Origin of the sequence: Mycobacterium sp. PS03-16 (assembly GCF_004570325.1) — a bacterium.
Classification (GTDB): domain Bacteria; phylum Actinomycetota; class Actinomycetes; order Mycobacteriales; family Mycobacteriaceae; genus Mycobacterium.
In genome coordinates, this window is sequence record NZ_SPQO01000006.1 from 182,171 (window position 1) to 203,965 (window position 21,795).

26 protein-coding genes are annotated in these 21,795 nt (G+C 68.5%); 13 read left to right on the forward strand and 13 right to left on the reverse strand.

Features of this window, described 5'->3' with window-relative positions; translation table 11 throughout:
* Positions 1–161 precede the first annotated feature (161 nt).
* From E4P42_RS07675 to E4P42_RS07690, 4 genes are read left to right on the forward strand one after another with little or no spacing between them, the layout of a single operon-like run.
* The gene (locus tag E4P42_RS07675) at positions 162–1,256 is read left to right on the forward strand and encodes an amidohydrolase family protein (RefSeq protein ID WP_135124676.1); all 1,095 of its coding nucleotides are present in this window, start codon (positions 162–164) and stop codon (positions 1,254–1,256) included.
* 34 nt (positions 1,257–1,290) lie between these two features.
* Positions 1,291–2,433 (forward strand): amidohydrolase family protein, encoded by a 1,143-nt coding sequence (locus E4P42_RS07680; RefSeq protein ID WP_135124678.1) that lies wholly within the window; start codon positions 1,291–1,293, stop codon positions 2,431–2,433.
* Positions 2,434–2,437: 4 nt separating this feature from the next.
* Entirely contained in the window at positions 2,438–2,830 is a 393-nt protein-coding gene (locus E4P42_RS07685; protein ID WP_135124680.1) for a Rieske (2Fe-2S) protein, read from the forward strand.
* Positions 2,827–3,759 (forward strand): alpha/beta fold hydrolase, encoded by a 933-nt coding sequence (locus E4P42_RS07690; protein ID WP_135124682.1) that lies wholly within the window; start codon positions 2,827–2,829, stop codon positions 3,757–3,759. Before E4P42_RS07685 ends, E4P42_RS07690 begins: the two co-directional genes overlap by 4 nt.
* A gap of 10 nt (positions 3,760–3,769) precedes the next feature.
* On the opposite strand, the gene E4P42_RS07695 is transcribed toward E4P42_RS07690, so the two are convergent.
* The gene (locus tag E4P42_RS07695; RefSeq protein ID WP_135124684.1) at positions 3,770–4,243 is read right to left on the reverse strand and encodes a hypothetical protein; all 474 of its coding nucleotides are present in this window, start codon (positions 4,241–4,243) and stop codon (positions 3,770–3,772) included.
* Positions 4,244–4,282: 39 nt separating this feature from the next.
* Here E4P42_RS07695 and E4P42_RS07700 point away from each other — a divergent pair, with 39 nt between their 5' ends.
* The 9 genes from E4P42_RS07700 to E4P42_RS07740 all read left to right on the forward strand — a co-directional run bounded on the left by E4P42_RS07700 (position 4,283) and on the right by E4P42_RS07740 (position 12,897).
* The gene (locus E4P42_RS07700) at positions 4,283–5,590 is read left to right on the forward strand and encodes an NADH-ubiquinone oxidoreductase-F iron-sulfur binding region domain-containing protein (protein WP_135124686.1); all 1,308 of its coding nucleotides are present in this window, start codon (positions 4,283–4,285) and stop codon (positions 5,588–5,590) included.
* A gap of 20 nt (positions 5,591–5,610) precedes the next feature.
* On the forward strand, positions 5,611–5,913 hold the full coding sequence (locus E4P42_RS07705; protein WP_371286998.1) for a ferredoxin: 303 nt from the start codon (positions 5,611–5,613) through the stop codon (positions 5,911–5,913).
* 1 nt (position 5,914) lies between these two features.
* A complete protein-coding gene (locus tag E4P42_RS07710) occupies positions 5,915–7,570 on the forward strand; it encodes an OB-fold domain-containing protein (RefSeq protein WP_135124690.1) in 1,656 nt (551 codons plus the stop codon).
* A complete protein-coding gene (locus tag E4P42_RS07715; protein WP_135124692.1) occupies positions 7,567–8,451 on the forward strand; it encodes an alpha/beta fold hydrolase in 885 nt (294 codons plus the stop codon). Before E4P42_RS07710 ends, E4P42_RS07715 begins: the two co-directional genes overlap by 4 nt.
* Entirely contained in the window at positions 8,451–9,272 is an 822-nt protein-coding gene (locus tag E4P42_RS07720) for an NAD(P)-dependent oxidoreductase (protein WP_135124694.1), read from the forward strand. The genes E4P42_RS07715 and E4P42_RS07720 overlap by 1 nt, the downstream gene beginning before the upstream one ends.
* Positions 9,273–9,300: 28 nt before the next feature.
* Positions 9,301–10,086 (forward strand): NAD(P)-dependent oxidoreductase, encoded by a 786-nt coding sequence (locus tag E4P42_RS07725; protein ID WP_135124696.1) that lies wholly within the window; start codon positions 9,301–9,303, stop codon positions 10,084–10,086.
* Positions 10,087–10,225: 139 nt separating this feature from the next.
* Entirely contained in the window at positions 10,226–11,428 is a 1,203-nt protein-coding gene (locus E4P42_RS07730; RefSeq protein WP_135124698.1) for a cytochrome P450, read from the forward strand.
* A 28-nt stretch (positions 11,429–11,456) separates the two neighbouring features.
* Positions 11,457–11,657, forward strand: a complete 201-nt coding sequence (locus E4P42_RS07735) for a ferredoxin (protein ID WP_135124700.1) — start codon at positions 11,457–11,459, stop codon at positions 11,655–11,657.
* A gap of 34 nt (positions 11,658–11,691) precedes the next feature.
* Positions 11,692–12,897 (forward strand): cytochrome P450, encoded by a 1,206-nt coding sequence (locus E4P42_RS07740; RefSeq protein WP_135124702.1) that lies wholly within the window; start codon positions 11,692–11,694, stop codon positions 12,895–12,897.
* Positions 12,898–12,911: 14 nt separating this feature from the next.
* Here the strand turns inward: E4P42_RS07740 and E4P42_RS07745 are convergent, their stop codons facing one another.
* The 12 genes from E4P42_RS07745 to E4P42_RS07800 all read right to left on the reverse strand — a co-directional run bounded on the left by E4P42_RS07745 (position 12,912) and on the right by E4P42_RS07800 (position 21,795).
* Complete coding sequence (locus E4P42_RS07745; protein WP_135124704.1) at positions 12,912–13,199, reverse strand: DUF1330 domain-containing protein; 288 nt, start codon at positions 13,197–13,199, stop codon at positions 12,912–12,914.
* A 16-nt stretch (positions 13,200–13,215) separates the two neighbouring features.
* Positions 13,216–13,407, reverse strand: coding sequence for a ferredoxin (locus tag E4P42_RS07750; RefSeq protein WP_135124706.1), 192 nt, complete (start codon positions 13,405–13,407; stop codon positions 13,216–13,218).
* Positions 13,404–14,693: a cytochrome P450 gene (locus E4P42_RS07755; protein WP_135124708.1), complete on the reverse strand. Its 1,290-nt coding sequence runs from the start codon at positions 14,691–14,693 to the stop codon at positions 13,404–13,406. Before E4P42_RS07755 ends, E4P42_RS07750 begins: the two co-directional genes overlap by 4 nt.
* 97 nt (positions 14,694–14,790) lie before the next feature.
* The gene (locus E4P42_RS07760; RefSeq protein ID WP_135124710.1) at positions 14,791–15,321 is read right to left on the reverse strand and encodes a carboxymuconolactone decarboxylase family protein; all 531 of its coding nucleotides are present in this window, start codon (positions 15,319–15,321) and stop codon (positions 14,791–14,793) included.
* The gene (locus E4P42_RS07765; protein WP_135124712.1) at positions 15,318–16,163 is read right to left on the reverse strand and encodes a TauD/TfdA family dioxygenase; all 846 of its coding nucleotides are present in this window, start codon (positions 16,161–16,163) and stop codon (positions 15,318–15,320) included. Before E4P42_RS07765 ends, E4P42_RS07760 begins: the two co-directional genes overlap by 4 nt.
* Before the next feature lie 16 nt (positions 16,164–16,179).
* Entirely contained in the window at positions 16,180–16,509 is a 330-nt protein-coding gene (locus tag E4P42_RS07770; protein ID WP_135124714.1) for a hypothetical protein, read from the reverse strand.
* Positions 16,510–16,511: 2 nt separating this feature from the next.
* Positions 16,512–17,783, reverse strand: coding sequence for an aromatic ring-hydroxylating dioxygenase subunit alpha (locus tag E4P42_RS07775; RefSeq protein ID WP_135124716.1), 1,272 nt, complete (start codon positions 17,781–17,783; stop codon positions 16,512–16,514).
* A 36-nt stretch (positions 17,784–17,819) separates the two neighbouring features.
* Positions 17,820–18,563, reverse strand: a complete 744-nt coding sequence (locus E4P42_RS07780; RefSeq protein WP_135124718.1) for an SDR family NAD(P)-dependent oxidoreductase — start codon at positions 18,561–18,563, stop codon at positions 17,820–17,822.
* A gap of 33 nt (positions 18,564–18,596) precedes the next feature.
* Positions 18,597–19,628: a ferredoxin--NADP reductase gene (locus E4P42_RS07785; RefSeq protein WP_135124720.1), complete on the reverse strand. Its 1,032-nt coding sequence runs from the start codon at positions 19,626–19,628 to the stop codon at positions 18,597–18,599.
* A gap of 85 nt (positions 19,629–19,713) precedes the next feature.
* Entirely contained in the window at positions 19,714–20,166 is a 453-nt protein-coding gene (locus tag E4P42_RS07790) for a MarR family winged helix-turn-helix transcriptional regulator (RefSeq protein WP_135124722.1), read from the reverse strand.
* Between the two features lie 34 nt (positions 20,167–20,200).
* On the reverse strand, positions 20,201–21,454 hold the full coding sequence (locus tag E4P42_RS07795) for an amidohydrolase family protein (protein WP_135124724.1): 1,254 nt from the start codon (positions 21,452–21,454) through the stop codon (positions 20,201–20,203).
* Complete coding sequence (locus tag E4P42_RS07800; RefSeq protein WP_135124726.1) at positions 21,451–21,795, reverse strand: hypothetical protein; 345 nt, start codon at positions 21,793–21,795, stop codon at positions 21,451–21,453. Before E4P42_RS07800 ends, E4P42_RS07795 begins: the two co-directional genes overlap by 4 nt.

Sequence of the window (21,795 nt, forward strand, 5' to 3'; positions counted from 1 at the left end):
CCAGCAGACACTCTCACCAGCCACGATGAACACCACCACGACGAGAACTCGGTTCTTGCGATTGAAGAACTTCGATTTACACTTGGGGAAGAGTCCGGCGTCGCGCGCACGGTCGCAGACGTCCGCGCACGGCGACGCCCGGACGAACATCGGAGGACGATTTGGCCACAACACATCCCGACGGGACGCAGACGCCGCTGATCGATGCCAGCGTCCACATCTTCGCCAAGTCCAACAAGGACCTGCGCAAAACCTTCCTGCGCGAGCCGTTCCGCAGCCGCGGGTTCCCGGATTACGAAATGGACTGGTACGGCGCGCCGGGCGGTGAGTACGCCAAGGGAACCGAGGGACCGGACGGGCAGTATCCCGGCTCGGACCCCGAGGTGGTGGCCCGGGACCTCTTCGACAGCCGGGGCGTCGATGTCGCGATCCTTCATCCCATGACGCGGGGGATCATGCCCGACCGTCACCTCGGTACCGCCATCGCCTCGGCGCACAACGACATGATGGTGACGCGCTGGCTGGACCACCCGGAGTTCGGTGAGCGGTTCCGCGGGACGTTGCGGGTCAACCCCGACGACATCACCGGCGCCCTGCGGGAGATCGAGCGGTACCGGGACCACCCGCGCATCGTGCAGCTCGGCATCCCACTGCAGACCCGCGAGCTCTACGGCAAGCCACAGTTCTGGCCCCTGTGGGAGGCCGCGGTCGCCGCGAACCTGCCGGTGGCGGTGCACTTCGAGGTCGGCTCAGGTGTCATGCTGCCTCCGACGCCCAACGGGGTGACCCGCACCTACGAGCAGTTCGTCGGATTCACCGCGCTCAACTTTCTCTACCACCTGATGAACATGATCGCCGAGGGCGTGTTCGAAAGACTGCCCGAGCTCAAGTTCGTCTGGGCCGACGGGGCAGCCGACCTGCTGACACCGTTCATGTGGCGGATGGACTGCTTCGGCAGGCCGCACCTCGAGCAGACGCCGTGGGCACCCCGGATGCCCAGTGACTACCTGCCGGGGCATGTGTTCTTCGTCGAGGGCTTCCTCGACGGGCCCGGCGATGTCGAATTCGCCGGAGAGTGGGCCGGATTCACCGGCAAGGACGACATGGTCATGTTCGGCTCGAGTTATCCCCACTGGCAGCTCAACGAGCTGAGGGTGCCCGGCGCCTACAGCACCGAACAGCGCGACAAACTGTGCTGGCGCAACGCCGCCGAGCTCTACGGGATAGACGTCGGGGCCGAGGTCGGCGCACAGTGAGATCAGGGTTCGTCCGAGACGCGAGGAGACCACGATGACGGTCACAGCCACAGAACGTAAGCCGGCCGCCGAGCGCGTCGCGGTGCGGTGCGTCGACTCCGACGTCCATCCGGCGCCCCGCAGCGGCGAACTGGGCCAGTACATTCCCGAGCCGTGGCGCAGCAGGTACTTCGGCACGCACAAGGTGGGCGACCAGATCTACTACGACGCCCCCGACTACGCACACTCCTATGCGATGCGCATCGACGCCTTCCCGCCGGACGGCGAATTCGCCTGCAGCGATCCGGACCTCGCGTTCAAGCAGCTGATCATGGAGGCCGGCGCCGACATCGCCATCCTGGAGCCGGCGGCCTATCCGGCGCGGATACCCGAAGCACAGCACGCAATGTCGTGCGCGCTCAACGACTGGCAGGCCAACCACTGGCTGGACAGCCACAACAACTGGCACGAGCGCTGGCGCGGTTCCATCTGCCTGGCGATCGAGACGCCGGAGGAGAGCGTCGCCGAGATCGAACGCTGGGCCGGTCACCCGTACATGGCGCAGATTCTGATCAAAGCCGAACCGCGGCCGGCCTGGGGTAACCCCAAGTACGACCCGATCTGGGCCGCGGCTACCAAGCACGACATCACCGTCAGCTGCCACCTGTCGCGCAGCCACTACGACGAGCTGCCGATGCCACCGGTCGGGTGGCCGAGCTACAACCACGACTTCATGGTCACGTACTCGCTGCTGGCCGCGAACCAGGTGATGAGCCTGATCTTCGACGGCACGTTCGACCGGCACCCGAACCTGCGCATCGTGTTCGTGGAGCACGCGTTCACCTGGATCCTGCCGCTGATGTGGCGGATGGACCGCCTCTACGAGGCGCGCAAGTCGTGGCTGGACATCAAGCGCAAGCCCAGCGAATACGTCAAGGACCACATCAAGTTCACCACCCAGCCGCTGGACTACCCCGAGGACAAGACCGAGTTGTCGCGGGCGTTCGAGTGGATGGAGTGCGAGAAGATCCTGCTGTTCTCGAGCGATTACCCGCACTGGACGTTCGACGATCCGCGCTGGCTGGTCAAGCACCTACCGGAGCACGCCCGCGAGGCGATCATGTTCCGCAACGGCATCGAGACCTACCACCTCCCCGAGACCGTGCCGGCTCTCGAGGGACAGGTTCGGGTGTTCTGACCCGATGACAGAAGCGCAGAGACCGCCCCGGCTCGCACAGGGGCGTGAACACGTCGTCGCCACCGTCGACGAGATCCCGCCCGGCAAGCACAAACTCGTCCCGATCGGGCGCCACGGCGTCGGCGTCTACAACGTCAACGGCATCTTCTACGCCATCGCGAACTACTGTCCGCACGAGGGTGGTCCGCTGTGTTCGGGCCGGGCGCGCGGCCGCAACATCGTGGACACCAGCGTGCCCGGTGACGCGGTGATGGTGCGCGACCTGGAGTACATCTTCTGCCCCTGGCATCAGTGGGGCTTCGAGCTGGCCACCGGCACGACGGCGGTCAAACCGGAGTGGAGCATCCGCACCTATCCGGTACGCGTGGTCGGCAACGATGTGCTGGTGATGGCATGAGCACCACCGAGCGCACCGGACCGAAGCTCAAGCGAGGCGAGAAGTCGATCGAGATCAACGGCGGCAACGTCGTCTACGAGATCCTCGGTACGGAAGGCGATTACATCGCGCTGACCCCGGGTGGCCGGTTCAGCAAGGACATCCCGGGTCTGCGGCCGCTGGCCCAGGCACTGGCCAAGGGCGGCTACCGGGTGCTGCTCTGGGACCGCCCGAACTGCGGCAGGTCCGACGTGCAGTTCTACGGGCAGAGCGAATCACACATGCGCGCCGAGACGCTCCACCGACTGATCACCGAGCTCGGCATCGGGCCGTGCATCCTGGCCGGCGGGTCCGGCGGCGCCCGCGACTCCATGCTGACGACGATGCTGTATCCCGACATCGTGACCAAGCTCGTCGTGTGGAACATCGTCGGCGGCGTGTACGGATCGTTCGTGCTCGGCTCGTATTACATCATTCCCAGCATCCTGGCCGTCCGCGGAAGCGGGATGAAAGGCGTTGCCGGCATTGCGGAGTGGCGCGAGCGCATCGAGGAGAATCCCGCCAACCGGGACCGGCTGCTGGCCCAGGACGGCGACGCATTCCTCAAGTTGATGCTGCGCTGGCTCAACGCGTTCGTCCCGAAGCCGGGTCAGACGATCCCCGGAGTGGAGGACGAGATGTTCGACAACATCACGGTGCCGACGCTGATCATCCGGGGCGGCGAGAACGACCTCGATCACCCGAAGCGGACCTCGCTGGAGGTGAGCTGTCTGATCAAGGGCTCGACACTGATCGATCCGCCCTGGCCCGAGGACGCCTGGGAGCGCGCCAGCGAGAAGCGGGCGCAAGGGAAGGTGAAGCGTTTCAACATGTTCGACACCTGGGTGCAGGCCGCCCCGCCGATCCTTGATTTCCTCGGTGGTTCGGTCGGCGATTCGGCCGGTCGTTGATGCCTGCGCGTCACCTCAGCACGATGCGGACCTCGCAGTTGAGTGACGCCTCGAGCGCGGTGTGGATACGGCTCTCGGGGATCCGCTCGAGGTCTGACCGGGTCAGCGTCACCTCGACGATGTCCCAGCCCTCGTCGCCCGGGGTGCGTTCGATGTCGCCGGTGATGCCGAAGCCGGCCAGCACGCCGTGCGCGTCGTCGTCGGTGCCGCGGCTGATGAACGTCACCACGCCCGGTGTGGGAGTGGTGCCGAACGCCTTCGCGCACAGGTCGGATGCGATACGGGTCAGCGCGCCGGCGTCGTCGCCGGCAATCAGGACCTCCACCTCGCGGCGCGGCGGCGGCAGCGCAGCGAGGTTGTTGTCCAGCACGTCGGCGCCGGCGTCGCGGGCGAGGATCCGCAACGTCGTCGCCCCATCGGCCAGTTGTTCGGCGGTGAGCTCGCCGGACGGGTCGACACCGATGCGCACCACCGCGGTTCTCATGCCCGCCACCCTATCCGCGGGCAGCGAGGAGAGGCAGCCATGAAAACCACCGCAGCGCCAGTCGATCTCACCGTGGCGGCGTGGCCCGGCCTCGAACCCCGTCTGCTGCGCACCGATCTGAGCCTGAACACCGAGGGTCTCGCCGACTACCTCGCGGGCGGTGGCTACCAAGAGCTCACCGATCCCGACGCGCTGCTCGAGCAGATCGACCTCTCCGGTCTGGTGGGCCGTGGCGGCGCGGCGTTCCCGATGGCGGTGAAACTGCGCGCCGTGCGGGACAACGGACGGCGCGCCGGCGGAGCGATCGTGGTGGCCAACGGCGAAGAGGGCGAGCCCGCGTCGGTCAAGGATCGATGGCTGCTCCGACACCGCCCGCACCTCGTCCTCGACGGGTTGCGGCTGGCGGCGCGCATCGTCGCCGCCGAGCGGGCCTACCTCTACCTGTCCGATCCGCGCGCCGCGCAGGTCGCCCGTGACGCGCTGGCCGAGGCCGGCGATCGAACCGACGGACCGGCGGTCACCGTCGTCACGGTCGGGTCCGGTTACGTCGCCGGCGAGGAGTCGGCCGCGGTGCGGGTCATCAACGGCGGGCCGCCGAAACCGACCGACAAGCCGCCCCGCACCTTCGAGCACGGCGTGGCGGCGCTGCCGACGGCGGTGTCCAATGTGGAGACCCTGGCGAACCTGCCCTTCCTGCTGCGGCACGGCGCCCGGACCTACCGCTCGGTGGGCACGTCCACCTCCGCCGGCACGTTCCTGGCCACCGTCACCGGCGGGGGCAGACCGGCGGCACTGTACGAGGTACCGCACGGCACACCGTTTCCCGAGCTGCTCGACCTCTACGGCACACCCAGAGACGAGCTTCGCGGTGTGCTGATGGGCGGCTATTTCGCCGGACTGATGAACACCGAGGTACTCGACACCACGCTCGACCACGAGACCATGCGCCGCCTCGGCAGCGGCCTCGGGTGCGGGGCGATCGCGCTGATCACCGACGAATGCCCGATCGCGGTCGCCGCCTCGGTGATGGCCTACTTCGACCGGGAGAACGCCGGACAGTGTGGCTCGTGCTTCAACGGCACCGCCGCGATGGCCGCGGTGACCGGCGCGCTGCGCGACGGCGCCGCCACCGCCGAGGACGTCACGCGGCTGGAGCGCTGGTCGGTGGTGCTGCGTGGACGCGGCGCCTGCGCCACGCTCGATGCCGCCACCAATGTCGCCGCCACCCTGCTGCGCAGCTTCCCGCAGGAGGTGGCCCGCCATCTCGACGACGCCTGCACCGCATGCGCATCGAAGGTCTACAACGCGACCCGGCCCTACGAGGTGGAGGCGGTGATGACGCCGTGAAGATCCGCCTGGATCGCACGATGTGTGACGGGTTCGGCATCTGCGCCAAACACGCCCCGGAGTACTTCTCCCTCGACGACTGGGGCTACGCCTCACTGGTGGGCAACGGCACCGTGCCCGCCGCCGACGAACCCGCCGTCCGGCGCGCGCTGCTGGACTGTCCGGTGCACGCGATCATCGAAATGGCTCACGACGACGACTCGGGTTCCGACCGGCCGCTGCAACCGCCGCCGAAAGACGAGAAAGGACGCGACGACGGCGCGGACCACGACCCGGATCACGCCGACGTGCGCCGAGAACCGCAGATGATGCCGGGGATGTGACGTGACGACTCCGGGACGACCCCTGCCACAGCTCACCGCGCAGAACGAGTTTTTCTGGACCGCGGGCGCCGACGGGGAACTGCGCATCCAGGAATGCCAGGAATGCCGGTCGCTCATTCATCCGCCGCAGCCGATCTGCCGGTATTGCCGCAGCCAGAAGCTCGGCGTCCGTGCCGTGTCGGGGCGCGGCACGCTGGCCGGGTTCACCGTCAACCACCGGTTCGGCTTTCCCGACCTGCCTCCGCCGTACGTGGTGGCGCAGGTGGCGCTCGCCGAGGATTCGCGGGTGCGGTTGACCACCAACATCGTCGACGCCGACCCGGCGACCCTCCAACTCGGCCAACCGGTCGAGGTGGCGTTCGAACAGGTTGATGACGTCTGGCTGCCCCTGTTCCGGCCGGCGGCCGACGGTGACGGCAGCCGGACACTGCCCGACGACGAGATCGCTCCGGATCGCTTCGGAGAGTTCGTCCGCCCGATGCTGACCCGGGAGAAGTTCGAGGACCGTTCGGCGATCACCGGGATCGGCGCCTCGCGGCTCGGTCGCCGGCTCATGGTGGCGCCGCTGTCGCTGACCATCGAGGCGTGTGAGGCCGCCGTCGCCGATGCGGGTCTGACCTTCGATGACATCGACGGGTTGTCGACGTACCCGGGGCTCGACGTGGCGGGGATGGGCGAAGGCGGGGTCACTGCGCTGGAAGGTGCGCTGGGACTGCGGCCGACGTGGATCAACGGCGGGATGGACACGTTCGGTCCCGGCGGCTCGGTGATCGCCGCGATGATGGCGGTCGCCACCGGCATGGCACGCCACGTGCTGTGCTTCAGAACGCTGTGGGAGGCGACGTTCGGCCAGCTGCTCAAGGAGGGCCGGATGGCGCCGCCCGGCGGCGGTCGGACCACCAGTTGGCAGATGCCGTTCGGGGCCACCTCGGCCGCCCACACGCTGGCACTCAACGCGCAGCGGCATTTTCACCGGTACGGCACCACGCGCGAGACGCTGGGCTGGATCGCGCTCAATCAGCGCGCCAACGCCGCGTTGAATCCGACGGCGATCTACCGCGACCCGATGACGATGGACGACTACCTGGCAGCGCGGCCGATCACCACGCCGTTCGGACTGTACGACTGCGACGTGCCGTGTGACGGCGCCGTCGCTGTCGTCGTCTCGGCCGTCGACGCCGCCCGCGACCTGGCCAAGCCGCCGGTGTTCGTCGAGGCGGTCGGCACGCAGATCGTCGAACGCACCGACTGGGATCAGACCACGCTCACCCACGAACCGCAGGTGCTCGGGCAGTCGGCCCACCTGTGGACGCGAACCTCGTTGCGGCCCAGTGACGTCGATGTCGCCGAGCTGTACGACGGCTTCACCTTCAACTGCCTGTCGTGGATCGAGGCGCTGGGTTTCTGCGGAATCGGCGAGGCGAAGGACTTCCTCGACGGTGGGCGCGCCATCGCCCGCGACGGCGCGCTGCCGCTCAACACGCACGGCGGCCAGCTCTCGCACGGCCGCACCCACGGCATGGGTCTGGTGCACGAGGCCGTCAGCCAGTTGCGCGGCGAGGCCGGGGAACGCCAGGTCGCCGACGCCCGCGTCGCGGTGGTGAGCAGCGGGGGGCTCACGCCCAGCGGGGTCCTACTGTTGCGAGCGGAGTCATGAGTTCGGCTCCGCGACCGCGGGTGGTGCTGGTCGACGGCGTGCCGATGTCCGGTCTGGCCGCCACCGCCGACGAACCCCGCGCCGTGATCGTCGCGCTACACGGCGGGGCGAGCACGGCGGCGTACTTCGACTGCCCCGGCCATCCCCGGCTGTCCCTGCTGCGACTGGCGGCGTTGACGGGGTTCACCGTCATCGCGCTGGACCGGCCCGGCTACGGCAGTTCGGCGCCGTACCCGGAAGCACTGGAGGATCCCGACCAGCGCGTGGCGCTGGCCTACGGCGCGGTCGACAAGATCCTCGGCGAGTCGCCGCGCGGCGCGGGGCTGTTCATCGTCGCGCACTCCAACGGGTGTGAACTGGCCCTGCGGATGGCGGCCGACGGGCGGGGTGCCGATCTGGTGGGCCTGGAGCTGGCGGGAACCGGTCTGCGCTATCAGGATTCGGCGCTCGACATCCTGCAGGCGGCCAGTCCGTCACGGCGTCCGCCGGGCCTGCGTGGGCTGCTGTGGGAGCCCGCCGAGCTGTATCCGCCCGAGGTGCTCGGCGGGATCACGAACTCCTCGACCGGCGCACCGTACGAGGCCGCGATGGTCCGGGACTGGCCGGCGCGCGACTTCCCGGACCTGGCCGGACGGGTGCGGGTGCCGGTGCGCTTCACCCATGCCGAACACGAGCGGGTGTGGTGCTCGGACGACGAGGCGCTCGAGCAGATCGCCGCCGTGTTCGGTGCCGCGCCGCGATTCGTCGTCGCCGAACAGCTCGCGGCCGGACACAACCTCAGTGTCGGGCGCACCGCGGCGGCCTACCACCTGGGCGTGTTGTCGTTCGTCGAAGAGTGCGTCGTCTCGCGCGACGCCGATGTGAAGCTGGAGGTGCGCTGATGCGGGTGGGTTTCATCGGGCTGGGCAGCCAGGGCGGGCCGATGGCCCGGCGGATCGTCGAGGGCGGTTACGAGACGACGCTGTGGGCACGCCGGCCGGCCAGTCTCGAACCGTATGCCGACACCGCGGCGAAGACGGCGGCCACGCCGGCCGAGCTGGCCGCGGCGAGCGATCTGGTGTGCCTGTGTGTGGTCGGCGACGATGACGTGCGCGAGGTGCTCTACGGCGAGACCGGCGTGCTGGCCGGGCTGGCCTCCGGCGGCGTGGTCGCGGTTCACAGCACCGTGCATCCCGACACTTGCCGTGAGATCGCCGAAGCCGCGTCGGCACAGGGCGTTTCGGTGGTCGATGCGCCGGTCAGCGGCGGCGGCCCCGCGGTGGAGCAGGGCACACTACTGGTCATGGTCGGCGGGGAGGAGGCCGTCGTCGAGCGGTGCCGCCCGGTGTTCGCCACCTACGCCGACCCGATCGTGCACCTCGGCCCGCTGGGCAGCGGTCAGGTCACCAAGATCCTCAACAATCTGCTGTTCACCGCCAATCTGGGCAGCGCGCTGAGCACGCTGGACCTGGGCGAGTCGCTGGGCATCCCCCGGGTTCGCCTCGCCGAGGTCCTCAACGGCGGGTCGGCCACCAGCAAGGCGCTCGGCAGCATCGCGATGTTCGGCGGCACGGTCGAGGGATTGGCGCCGATCGCGGGTGCGCTGCTGCGCAAGGACGTGCGCCATGCCGCCAGCATCGCGGCCGCCGCCGCGGCAGCGGAGGGGTCGGTGTTCACGGCGGCCGACACGGCACTGGACTCCATGGACCATCCCCGCCGATGAGCGCTTGCGCGAAGAGCAGAAGGCACCGGTGACGCACGTCGGGTTCATCGGGGCGGGACGGATGGGCGCCCCGATGGTGCGGCGCCTCGTCGCCGCAGGGCACGAGGTGTCGGTGGCGGCCCGCGGTGGAAAGTCCTCCGCGATCGCAGAACTCGGCGCCACACCGGTCACCGGAATCGCGGCGGCGGCCGCCGACCTCGTGGTGGTGTGCGTATTCACCGACGAGCAGGTCCGCGAGGTCTGCCTGGACAGTGGGCTGCTGCCGGCCATGGCTCCCGGCGCGACACTGGTCATCCACACGACCGGCAGTCCGGACACCGCCCGCGGCATCGCCGCGGCCGCATCAGCGCACGGGGTCGACGTGCTCGACGCACCGATCAGCGGCGGGCCGCACGACGTCGCCGCGGGTGCCCTCACGTTGTTCGTCGGCGGCGCGGCCGAGGCGGTGGACCGGGTGGCGCCGGTGTTGTCGGCCTACGGCGACCCGCTGCTGCACGTCGGGCCGGTGGGTGCCGGTCAGTGCGTGAAGCTGGTGAACAACGCGCTGTTCGCCGCGCAGATAGGGCTGCTGCGGGAGGCGGTGCGGCTCGGTGACCACCTCGGGGTGGCGGAGCCGGACCTGCTGACGGCGCTGACCCACGGCAGCTCGTCGAGCCGGGTGCTGACGATGATCGCGCCTCGCGGTTCGGTCGGCGCCTTCGTCGAGATGGCGGGCGCGTTCGTCGGTAAGGACGTCGACGTGGTCCGCGGCATCGCCGCCACCGCGGGCACCGATCTGGGTCTGCTCGACGACGCGATCGCCATGGGCCGGTAGCGGGATCGGAAAAACCGGCGATGCCACACCGACGCGATGACCATTCTCGCTCTCCGCTGAGGAGAATCCTGTTACCGTTTACAGTCGATCAGCCTCACGTAACGCTTCCGGTGACCAGCCAGCCGCGAAGGAGGAGTTCATGACCAAACCCACGCTGGTGTTCAACCCGGTCTCGCAGGAGTACTTCGACAATCCCTATGGGATCTATCAACGCATGCGGGACGAAGCCCCGATCTACTACGACGAGATCGAGGACTTCTACGCGTTGACCCGGCATGCCGATGTCGCGGCCGCCCTCAAGGACCACGAGTCGTTCTCCTCCTCGCGAGGCTGCGATCTGGCGATGGTCCGGTCGGAGGAGGGTCCGCAGAAGTCGATCATCTTCATGGACCCGCCGGATCACCGCCACATGCGCAGCCTGCTGAACAAGGCGTTCACCCCGCGGGCAATCCAGTCACAGCGCGAGACCATCGTCGAGCTCGTCGAGCACTACCTGTCGCGGGTCGATCCCGACGGCTTCGACGTCGTCCAGGAATTCTCGGCGCCGTTTCCGGTCGAGGTCATCACCCGCATGGCCGGCGTCCCCGAGGACTTCCGCCAGCAGGTGCGGCACTGGATCGACACCGGGCTCGAGCGCGAGCCGGGCCAGATCGGGCTCAGCGAGAAGAGCATGCAGGCCCACATCGACGCGGGCATGTACTACTACGGCCTGGTCCAGGAGCGGCGCGCCAACCCGCAGGACGACATGATCAGTCGGCTGATCGCCGCCGAGATACCCGGCGAGAACGGCGCGATGCGCAGGCTGGACGATCTGGAGATCACCGGCTTCACGTCGTTGCTCGGCGGCGCGGGCGCCGAGACCGTCACCAAGCTGGTCGGCAGTGCGGTGGTGGAGTTCGCTCGGCATCCCGACCAGTGGCAGCTGCTGCTCGACGACCGCAGCCTGGTTCCGGCCGCCGTCGAGGAACTGCTGCGCTACGTCGGACCGGTGCAGTACAACGTGCGCTACACGTTGAAGGACGCCGAGGTGCCCAGCGGCACGATCCCCGCGCACAAGCCGGTGTTCCTGATGAAGGCCGCCGCCAACCGGGATCCGCGCGCGTTCGACGACGCCGAGACGTTCGACATCACCCGCAACCGCGCCCAGGCCCAGAACCTCGGTCTGGGTTACGGCATCCACAGCTGCCTGGGCGCGGCGCTGGCGCGCCTGGAGACGCAGATCGCCCTCGAGCACCTGCTGGACTTCATGCCTCGCTTCGAGGTCGACTTCGCCGGCCTGCAGCGCGTCACGATGCAGAACGTGGCCGGTTACCACCATGTTCCGGTACGGGTGGTGCGATGAGCGCCCGCGCGAAGAGCCGGAGGAACCCATGACCAAGAAGATCGAGGTCGACTTCGGACTGTGCGAGAGCAACGGCGTGTGCATGGGCATCATCCCGGAGGTCTTCGACCTCGACGACCAGGACTACCTGCACGTCCTGACCGACGAGGTGACGCCCGAGAACGAGGACCAGGTCAAGGAGGCGGTGCGCCAGTGCCCACGGCAGGCGATCTCCATCCGCGACGAATGACATCCACAACGGCCAAGAGGGGCAACACAACCCGATGACCACGTCGAAGCTCGTGTTCGATCCGTTCTCCGAGGAGTACTTCAACGAACCCTGGGAGATCTACCGGCGGATGCGCGAGGAAGCGCCGGTGTACTACAACGCCGAACAGGATTTCTACGCCCTGTCGCGGCACGAGGACGTGGCCGCCGCGTTCAAGGACTACGAGACGTACTCCTCGGCGTACGGCCTCGACCTGGCGATGGTGAAAAAGGGTGAGCCGGCCCCGTTCAAGATGATCATCCTGATGGACCCGCCCGATCACCGGCAGATGCGCAGCCTGGTCAACAAGGTGTTCACGCCGCGCCAGATCGCCAACCTGAAGCCGATGGTCGAGGAGACGATCGACCAGTGCTTCCGGGCGGCCGATCCGCAGCATTTCGATGTCGTGCAGGAGTTCGCGGCGTTCTTCCCGGTCGAGGTGATCACCCGGATGCTCGGGGTCCCCGAGGACCGCAGGCAGCAGGTGCGTCGATGGGTGGACACCTCGCTGCACCGCGAGCCCGGTCAGGTCGAGATGTCCGAGGAGGGCATGACCGCCATCGCGGAGGCGATGGCCCTGTACTACGAGCTGATCCAGCAGCGCCGCACCGAACCGCAGGACGACATGTTCACCCGGCTGGTACAGGCCGAGATCGAACGCGAGGACGGGCGTAAGGAGCGCCTCGACGACTTCGAGATCGCGGGATTCGCCACGCTGCTCGGCGGTGCGGGTGCCGAGACCGTGACCAAGCTGATCGGCAATGCGGCCGTCACCTTCGCCCGCAACCCCGATCAGTGGCAGAAGCTGCTCGACGATCGCAGCAAGATCCCCGCCGCCGTCGAAGAACTCCTCCGATACGAGGCGCCCGCCCAGTACAACGTGCGCCGGTCGATGAAAGAGGTGACCCTGCACGGGGTGACGATCCCCGCCGGCAAACCGGTGTTCCTGCTCGGCGGATCGGCCAACCGCGATCCCGAGGCCTTCACCGATGCGGACACGTTCGACATCGACCGCGACCGCACCGAGGCGCAGAACCTCGGCTTCGGATACGGCGTGCACAGCTGTCTGGGGGCTGCGCTGGCCCGGATGGAGAGCGCGATCGCGCTGGAGCGGCTGCTCGACTTCATGCCGCGCTACGAGGTGCTCTGGGAGGAGTGCCGGCGGGTGGCGATGCAGAATGTCGCCGGCTGGTCACACGTCCCCGTCCGGGTGCTCACCTGACCGGCGAGTGGAACTCAGCCCAGGCCATGCAGGATGACGCCGTTGCAGTCGGCGGCGGCCTGCCGCAGCTTCAGCGCCTCCTGATAGGCGTCGGAGTGGTACCACTCCCGGGCCGCCTCGACCGACTCGAATTCCAGCAGCACCGTCTGGGTGCCGTGCCACTGCCCCTCGAGCAGTTCGGGCTTCGCATCGAAGGACAGCAGGGTCGAGCCGGCCATCGCCTGGCTCGCCAATTTGCCGTACTCGGCCATACCGGCCGGATCCTTGACGTCCTCGGTGATCAGGATGTAGCCCTTGGGCACGGTGTCTCCTTGTCGCTCAACTGACTTCGATGATGGCCTGTTCGGGGCAGTTCGCCATGGCGTACTTGGCCGAGTTCTCCAGGCCGGCAGGCACGTCGGACGGGTCGGCGACGGCATAGCCGTCGTCGGTCATCTGGAACACCTCGGGGCACAGCGTCAGGCACATGCCGTGGCCGCGGCACCGGTCCTCGTCGACGGCGACCTTCACGACTCCCCTCCCGTCACGTCGAACTCCAGATGCAGCTCGGTCAGTCCACGCAGGATGTAGGTCGGGATGTAGGAGTAGCGGCGTTCGCCGGCCGGCCCGTGGTGCGCCTCGCTGATCCGGATGTCGGTGGTGCGGTCCAACAGCCGCTCGAGGCCGACCCGGGTCTCGGCGCGGGCCAGCGGCGCGCCGGGGCAGCTGTGGATACCCCGGCCGAAGGCGAGGTGCTGACGGGCGTTCTTGCGTTCGGGATCGAAGGAGTCGGGGTCCTCGAAGCGGCGGGGATCGCGGTTGGCCGCACCGTTGATCACCATCACGGTCGCACCGGCGCCGAGCGCCTGGTCGCCGACCGTGGTCGGCACCCGCGACAGCCGGAAGTCCCCCTTGACCGGGCTCTCGATGCGCAGGCACTCCTCGATGAAGTTCGGCAGCAGGCTGCGGTCCGCGCGCAGCCGGCGCTGGACGTCGGGCCGGTCGCCGATGACCTTCAGCGCGGTCGACAGCAGGCGCACGGTGGTCTCCTGCCCGGCGGAGAACACGTTGGTGGCCACCCGCACGACGTCGGCGACGTCGGGCATCGTGCCGTCCGGGAACGTCGCGGTCGCCAGCCCGGTGAGCACGTCGTCGCGCGGTTCGCGGCGGCGGTCCTCGATGTACTCGGCGAACACGTCGTAGAGGTATTCGAGCGGCGTCTTGGTCAGCGTCTTCTCGGCGCTGCCCAGCGCGCCGCCGTGGGTGCCGCGCGCGAGCCGTTCGAGCAGTTCGGGCCGGTCCTCGTCGGGCACGCCGAGCAGATCGGCGATCACCCGCAGCGTGAACGGCGCGGCGAAGCCCTTGATGAACTCGCCCTCCCCCGCGGCGAGGAAGTCGTCGAGGATGTCATCGGCGAGCTGCCACATCGCGTCCTCGTTCTCCTTGAGGCGCTTTGGGGTGATCAGCCGCATCAGCAGGGCACGGTGGTTGGTGTGGGTGGGCGGGTCGAGCGTGGGCAACTGGTCGCTGAATGGGATCTCGTCGCGGTGCTCGGCGATCAGATCGGTGATGTCGTCGCATCCCTCGGTCGACACCGGGAACCCCGGGAACGGTCCCGTCACCGAGATGCACGACGAGAAGGTCTCGGCGTCGTTGTAGACGTCGACCGCCTCCTGCCACCCGGTCACCATCGTGACGCCGTAGTGGTCCTCCCGAGCCACCGGGCACTTGTCGCGCAGCGCGGCATAGAACGAGTAGGGGTCATCGGTCAGACGGGTGTCCCGGAAGAAGTCGACACCGGTGAGATCTTCCGCCATGCATTGCTCCGTTCCGATCCCCGTCCGAGAACGTGATTCTCATTTGTGCGTATCAGGTTTCCATACCGGTCGGTGCCTCGTCAACGAAGCGGGCCGGTCAGTCGGTCTCGGCGGCGATGCCGAAGGTGTTCACCGCCACCGCGAGCACGGTGTATCCGCCGATCGTGAACACCAGGTCCATGCGCTGGCGGTCGTCGAGGTACCGGCCGAGCGACGCCCACGTCTCATCGGAGAGCGCAGCGCCCCCGTCGAGTTCGTCGACCGCCCGGATGACCAGCCGGTCGAGCCCGTCGGCCATGTCGCCGTCGCGGATGGCCTCGATGTCCGCCGCGCTCAGCCCGGCGCGCTGCGCCAGCGGGACATGGTGGTCCCAGAGGTAGTCGCAGTTCCGCCGCAGGACCGCCCGCATCAGCGCCACTTCTCGCAGCCGCACCGACAACGTCGACCCCCGCAGCAGGTGGGCGTTGAACTCGAGGTAGGCGCGGGTCAGCGGCGGGTGGCGGACCAGGGTGGCCAGCAGGTTGCCCGCGTCGCGCGGGTTGCTCCGCTCGGCGGGCAGCAGCGGGCTCAGGGCCCGCCGCACCTCGTCGTCCCATTCGTCGGCGGGCAGCGGCGCCAGCCGCGTCACTGGATCGGCTCGTCGCCGAGGACGGTGGTCCGCAGCATCTCTCGCGGGGAGTCCTGCGGATAGGGTGCGGCGCGGTGCAGGACGCCGTTGTTGTCCCAGATGACCGTGTCCCCCACCGACCAGGCGTGGCTGTACACCAGGTCGGGCCGCGTGGCCCGGTCGAGCAGGTCGGCCAGCAGCGCGCGGCCCTCATCGAGGTCCATGCCCACCACGTAGTCCGCCGATGCCCCGAGCACCAGCGAGCGCCGCCCGCTGCGGTGCGTCCACACCAGGGGGTGCTCGTGGGTGGGCCGGGACCGCCAGCGTGCCAACACCTCCGGTGACGGGTCGGGGGTGACGCGGCGCTGTGACGCCTCGAGCGAATGCACGACGCGCAGCGCGCCGAAGCGCTCCTTCTCGTCGTCGTTGAACGCCTCGTACGCCGCGTAGGAGTTCGCGAACTCCGTCTCGCCACCATGCTCGGCCACCTGCTTCGCCGACAGCACGGTCGCCTTCTGGGGGCATTCGTTCCCGGTGGGGGTGCATCCGTCGATGTGCCAGTCGAAGGTGGCGCGCAGGTATGCCGCCGACGAGTTCTTCGACGTGTCGAGGGTCACGGGATAGATGCCGGGGACCGGATGGTGCCCGTCCGAGGAGTGGTCGACCTCGCCGAGGCGACGGCAGAACTCGACCTGCGCCCGCGGGTCGAGGTGCAGCTCCGGGAACACGAGCACGCCATTGTGTTCCAGCGCGTCGAGCACCGCCGCACCGAGCGCGTCGTCGGTGGCCAACCGCTGCGGGTCGAGCCCGACCACTTCGGCGCCGACCGCTGCGGTCAGCTTGTTGATCGTCAGCACACTCATCGTTTCTCCCTGATGGTCACGGCACCGGCGCGCTGACGCGGTGCATGACGGCGTCGGCGGAGTCGACCGGCTTCTGGGTGCCGAAGATCTCGACGGCCATGGAGACCATGATCATCGAATAGACGAGGTGCAACAGATGGAGCACGTCGTCGGGCACCTCGTCGAGCGGGAACTTGTCGCAGTAGTCGATCGCCTCCTCGAAGCGCGGGGAGAACGCGTCATAGAACTCGCGGATCTCCGGCATCGGAGTGGCCAGCCGGATTGCCCACCGTTCGGGTTCTGTTGCCAGGCACCATTTCTCGGCGTAGCACTCGAACTCGGCGAACGCTTCCGGTAGATGGGTCACGGTCACACTCCCACCGGATGACGCTCGGCCCGGTACTCCTCGACCCAGTCGACGGCGACCTTGTGCAGATGGCGGACCAGGATCTCCTGGTCGGACAGCGGGTAGTCGTCGACTATCGGCTCGTCCAGACCGTACTCGAGCGCGGCTTGAGTGCCGCCCAGCATGCCCGCATCCTGCAGCGCGAATTCCTTGAGCACCACGGAGGCGACCTCGTGTTCGATGCGTTCACGCACGGTCCGCGCGGGGTGAAAGGCGTTGTAGGCCTCGAACTTGTGAGTGTTGTGCGAGGTCGGCCAGTACCGGTACAGCAGGTACCAGCCGTGGTAGATGAGGATCTCCAGGTTGGGGAAGATCTGGAAGTTGGTGATGCCCCACGGTTCGATCCCGCCCGGGTTGAGGCCCGCCGAGAAATGTGTGTCCGGCGTCCGCCAGGGGCCGACCAGGCCACTGCGCGTGGCGCGTTCGACGGGGTACATGTACTCCGGCGCCAGCAGCCACCGCCGGGTGCCCGCCGTCGACACCAGCCGGTGCGGGCCGTCGATCTGGAAGTGCCCGCATTCGAAGGTGGCGTTGGGCTGGCGCACCTCGCTGGGCACCTGCTGGCTGTGCAACGACGGGACGTGGTAGTACTCCTGGAACGCGTCGGCGAAGATCTTCCAGTTGCTGTTGTTGTGCGCCTCGAATTCGTAGCGCTCGGTCATCTGCCCGAACGGGTAGTCGTCGAGCGCGGTGATCATGGGCCCGAGGAACTCCCGCAGGCTCCACCGCGGCTCGGGGTCGAGATTGATGAAGATGAACCCGTTCCACACGTCGCACTGCACGGGCGCGAGCCCGAGGTCGTCGGTGTCGAGCCCGAAGAACTCCCCGGGCTGCTGCACGAACGTCAGCGCACCGTCGAGGCCGTAGCGCCAGCCGTGGTACTTACAGGTGAACTGCCGGCACATGCCCCTGACCTCCTCGTTGGGGAAGTCGTTCCACACCAGCTTGTTCCCGCGGTGCCGGCAGACGTTGTAGAACGCGCGGATCCGCTCATCGCGGCCCTTGACCACGATCACCGAGGCCTTGGCGACCGCGATCTCCTTGGTGAAGTAGCTGCCGACGCGCGCCACGTCCTCGATGCGGCCGACGTTGAGCCAGGCGCGTTTGAACACCGCCTCGCGCTCGAGTTCGTAGAACTCCGGGGAGGTGGAGTCGCGGAACGAGATCGGCCCGGTGCCCAGCTCCGGGTAGTGCTCGGTCCAGCTGCCCTCCGCGGGCTTCGGCCACTTACCCATGCGAACCTCCCTGTCGTGGTGGTGTGCCCGTCCGATTCACAGCACCGCACCGCCGTTGACGCCGAGCACCTGACCGGTGATGAAGCCCGCCTCCTCGGAACACAGGAAGCCGACGGCGGCGGCGATGTCGTCGCCGGTGCCGAGGTGGCCGACCGGGATGCTGGCCGCCATCTGCTCGTTGGGCGGCAGGTGGCCCAGGGCCTGCGACTGGTGCTGCATCGGCGTCTCGATGCCCGACGGCGGCACGTTGTTCACGGTGATGCCGACCGGTCCGTATTCGCGCGCCAGCGACTTGGTCAACGACAGCAGCGCACCCTTGGAAGCGGCGTAGTGCGCCATCTTCGGTGACCCCCGCTGCGCGCTCGACGAGGAGATCATCACGATCCGTCCCCAGGCGGCCGCCAGCATGTCCGGCACCGCGACCTGGCAGCAGTGGAACGTCCCGGTGAGGTTGACGTCCACCAGACGCTGCCAGGACTCCACGGTGATGTCGGTGAACGGCGCGAAATCCACGGCCCCGGCACTGGTGACCAGGATGTGCACCGGCCCGAGCTCGGTGCGCACCTTTGCGAACGCCTCCTCGACCGCGGGGCGGTCGCTGACATCGGCCGCGACACCGAGCGCGGTGACGCCCTCGGCGCGTAGATCCTCGGCGACCCGCTGGGCCGCATCCCCGTCGAGGTCGAGTACGGCGATCCGGTGTCCGCGGCGGCCGAGCTCGTGGCAGATGGCCTCCCCCATTCCGGACGCGCCTCCGGTCACGACCGCCACGCGGCTCATCGGCACCGCTCCATCGCAGATCCTTTCCCGTCCCTACTCGTAGACCACGTGCACCGTGCGGCTCGTGGGCAGGGACTGACATGTCAGCACCCAGCCCTCGGCCACTTCGTCGTCGTCGAGCGCATCGTTGTTGAGCATCCTGGCGGTACCGGCCACGATGCGCGCCATACACGTTCCGCAGGAACCGGTTTCACACGAGGACGGGGCCCGCAGCCCCGCCGTGCGGGCCGTCTGCAGCAGCGTGTTGCCCGACCGGTAGGCCGCCGTGGTGGTCGTGTGGTCGAGCTCGATGACCACCTCTTCGGTGACCTGTTTCGTGCTGCCGGCATCCTCGACCGGCGTCTGCGCCACCGAGAAGCGTTCGAGGTGCATGCGGTCGCGGGGAGCGCCGGCGTCGGCGACGGCCGCCTCCACCGTGTCCATGAACGGCGCCGGCCCGCAGATGTAGTAGTCGGCGTCACCGGACCCGGCGACGAAATCCGCGACCGCGGCGGGGGTGACGACGCCGCCGTCGTCGTCGAAGTGGTGGGTCATCGCCAGCCGGTCGGGATGCTGCTCGACGAGCCGCGACAGCGCGTCGGCGAAGATGACCGACTCGCGGCTGCGGTTGGCGTAGAACACCCGGACGGGCCGCGCCGTGGTCGCCAGCGCGGTCCGCACCAGCGACATGATCGGCGTGATGCCGCTCCCCCCGGCGAAGGCCAGGATCACCGAGGTGTCCGCGGCCTCGCGCAGGACGAAGCGCCCCTCCGGCGGTGCGGCATGGATCTCGACACCCTCGGATGCGGTGTCGTTCAGCCAGTTCGACACGACGCCGCCGGGATCGCGCTTCACGGTGATCCGCAGCTCGTCTTCGACCGGCGCCGAGGACATCGAGTAGCACCGGCGCAGATCCCGGCCGTCGACGGTGACCCGCAACGTCAGGAACTGGCCCGCCTCATACCGGAAGCGCGCCGAGCAGTGCCGGGGGACGTCGAGGACCAGCGACACCGCGTCAGACGTTTCGCGCACCACTCGCTTCACACGCAGCGGGGCGAATCCGTCGGTTTCGAGTGCCTCACTCATCTCCCGAAAGATATCAAGTACTTGTCATACATATCAAGTCCTTGATACTCCGGCCGGCCTGCTGCTCACCGACGACGGCGCCGGGTCAGTTCTCCACGTGATCGGCGTAGAGCTCGTGGCCCGTACCCTGTTCGACGACCCGGCCGAGCAGTTCGCGCAGCGTCTGCTGTTCGACCTTGCTGAGCACCCCGAACACCTTGTCGTGCGCGGCGATCGCGTCGCTGACCACCGCAGCCGCCACCGTGCGCCCCTCGTCGGTCAGGAAGGCCTGCAGGATGCGGCCGTGCTGGGGGTCCTGTTTCCGCTGCACCAACCCACGCTTCTCCAGCGCGGTCAGGGCCAGCTGGACACCCTGCGGGGTGATCAGGAGCCGGCGCGCGAGCTCGGCCCCGCTCAGCCCGGGCTCGTTGGACAGCTGGCGGAGCACGCCGATCTGCGCGGTGCTCACGCCGTGTTCGCTCACCGCCTCGTTCACCGTGGTCAACGAGAAGTAGAACGCCTGCTTGAGCAGCCACAGGATGTTGTCGGTGAGTTCCATTCCAGGCTCCTGACGCGCGTTCATGGCACCGACGCTAGTCACATCCGGCGTGTTTGTGGACCACGCCGTCCTTCATCACGAACCGCACGTCGAGTGTGGTCGCGATGTCCTGCGACGGGTCACCGGGTACCGCGATGATGTCGGCGAGGTGGCCGGGTGCGAGCCGTCCGAGCTCGTCGTCGGCTTCGATGAGTTCGGCCGACGTGACCGTCGCCGCGCGCACCGCCTGCATCGGCGTCATCCCACGGGCGACCAGTGCGCACAGTTCCTTCGCGTTCTGCCCGTGCGGAACCGCCGGGGCGTCGGTGCCGCAGGCGATGCGGACGCCGGCGGCGATCGCCTTGGGCAGCATCGCCTGCGCCTGCGGGAAGACCACCTCGGCCTTGCGGCGCAGTTCCGGGGCGATCCGGTCGACCGCCATCGCCTCGGTGAGGTAGGTGGTCGACACCAGGAACGTGCCGTGATCGACCATCATCTGGATGGTCTCGTCGGAGGCGAGGAACCCGTGTTCGATGCAATCGATGCCCGCGCGGATGCAGGCGCGGATTGCGCTGTCCCCCACCGCATGGGCGGCGACGCGGACACCGGCCCGGTGGGCCTCGTCGGCGATGGCCGCGAACTCCTCGTCCGAGTACTGCTGCGCTCCCGGTGCCGTGCTGTGCGACATCACCCCGCCCGACGCCGACACCTTGATCAGCTTGGCGCCGTGGCGGATCTGATAGCGCACACACGCGCGGACGTCGTCGACGCCGTTGGCGATACCCTCGGCCACCGACAGCGGCATGATCCCCGGCGCCAGCCGTTGGAACACCGTCGGGTCGAGATGCCCGCCGTACGGCGTGACCGCATGCCCGGCGGGATGGATCCTCGGGCCGGCATGCCAACCCTGCTCGATGGCGCGCTGCAGCGCCACGTCGAGGAGGTAGCCGCCGGTCTTCACCATCAGGCCCAGGTTGCGGACGGTGGTGAACCCCGCGTCGAGCGTGGTGCGGGCGTTGACCGCGCCGCGCAGCGTGCGGTAGGCGGGGTCGTCCTGCACACCGTGCATGGGGCTGGGCAGCCCCTCGGGCCCACCCGGGCCGCCGATGAGCAGGTTGAGTTCCATGTCCATCAGGCCGGGCAGCAGGGTGACGTCGCCGAGGTCGATGTCTGCCACCGGATCTGGCGGTGGTGCGGGCGGGTTGACCGCCTGGATGCGGTTTCCCTCGATCACCACGACGGCCGGCGAGCGCACCTCGCCGGCCTCGACGTCGGCCCAGCGCTCGGCGCGCAGAACGGTAAGGCTCACGGCACGGGTTCGGACACGCAGTCCAGCGTCGTGGCTCCGGAGTCCGGCACCTTCGGCTGCTTCCAGCACTCCACCGGGAAGGAGGCCTGGATCATCGAGTAGAGCAGGTGCATCAGGTTCAGCACGTCCTCCGGCAGGTCGTCGAGGCTGAACTTGTCGCAGTAGGCGATCGCCTCCTCGGCGCGGGCGGTGATCGCATCGTAGAAGGCCTGCAGTTCGCGCATCGTGCTGTTCAGGCGCTTGGCGTAGCGCTCCGCCTCGGTGCCCAGGCACCAGTCGGAGTACTGCTCGAGGTCGGCGAACTCGGGCGGCAGCTTGGCTGCGCTCTCGGTGGCGGTCAT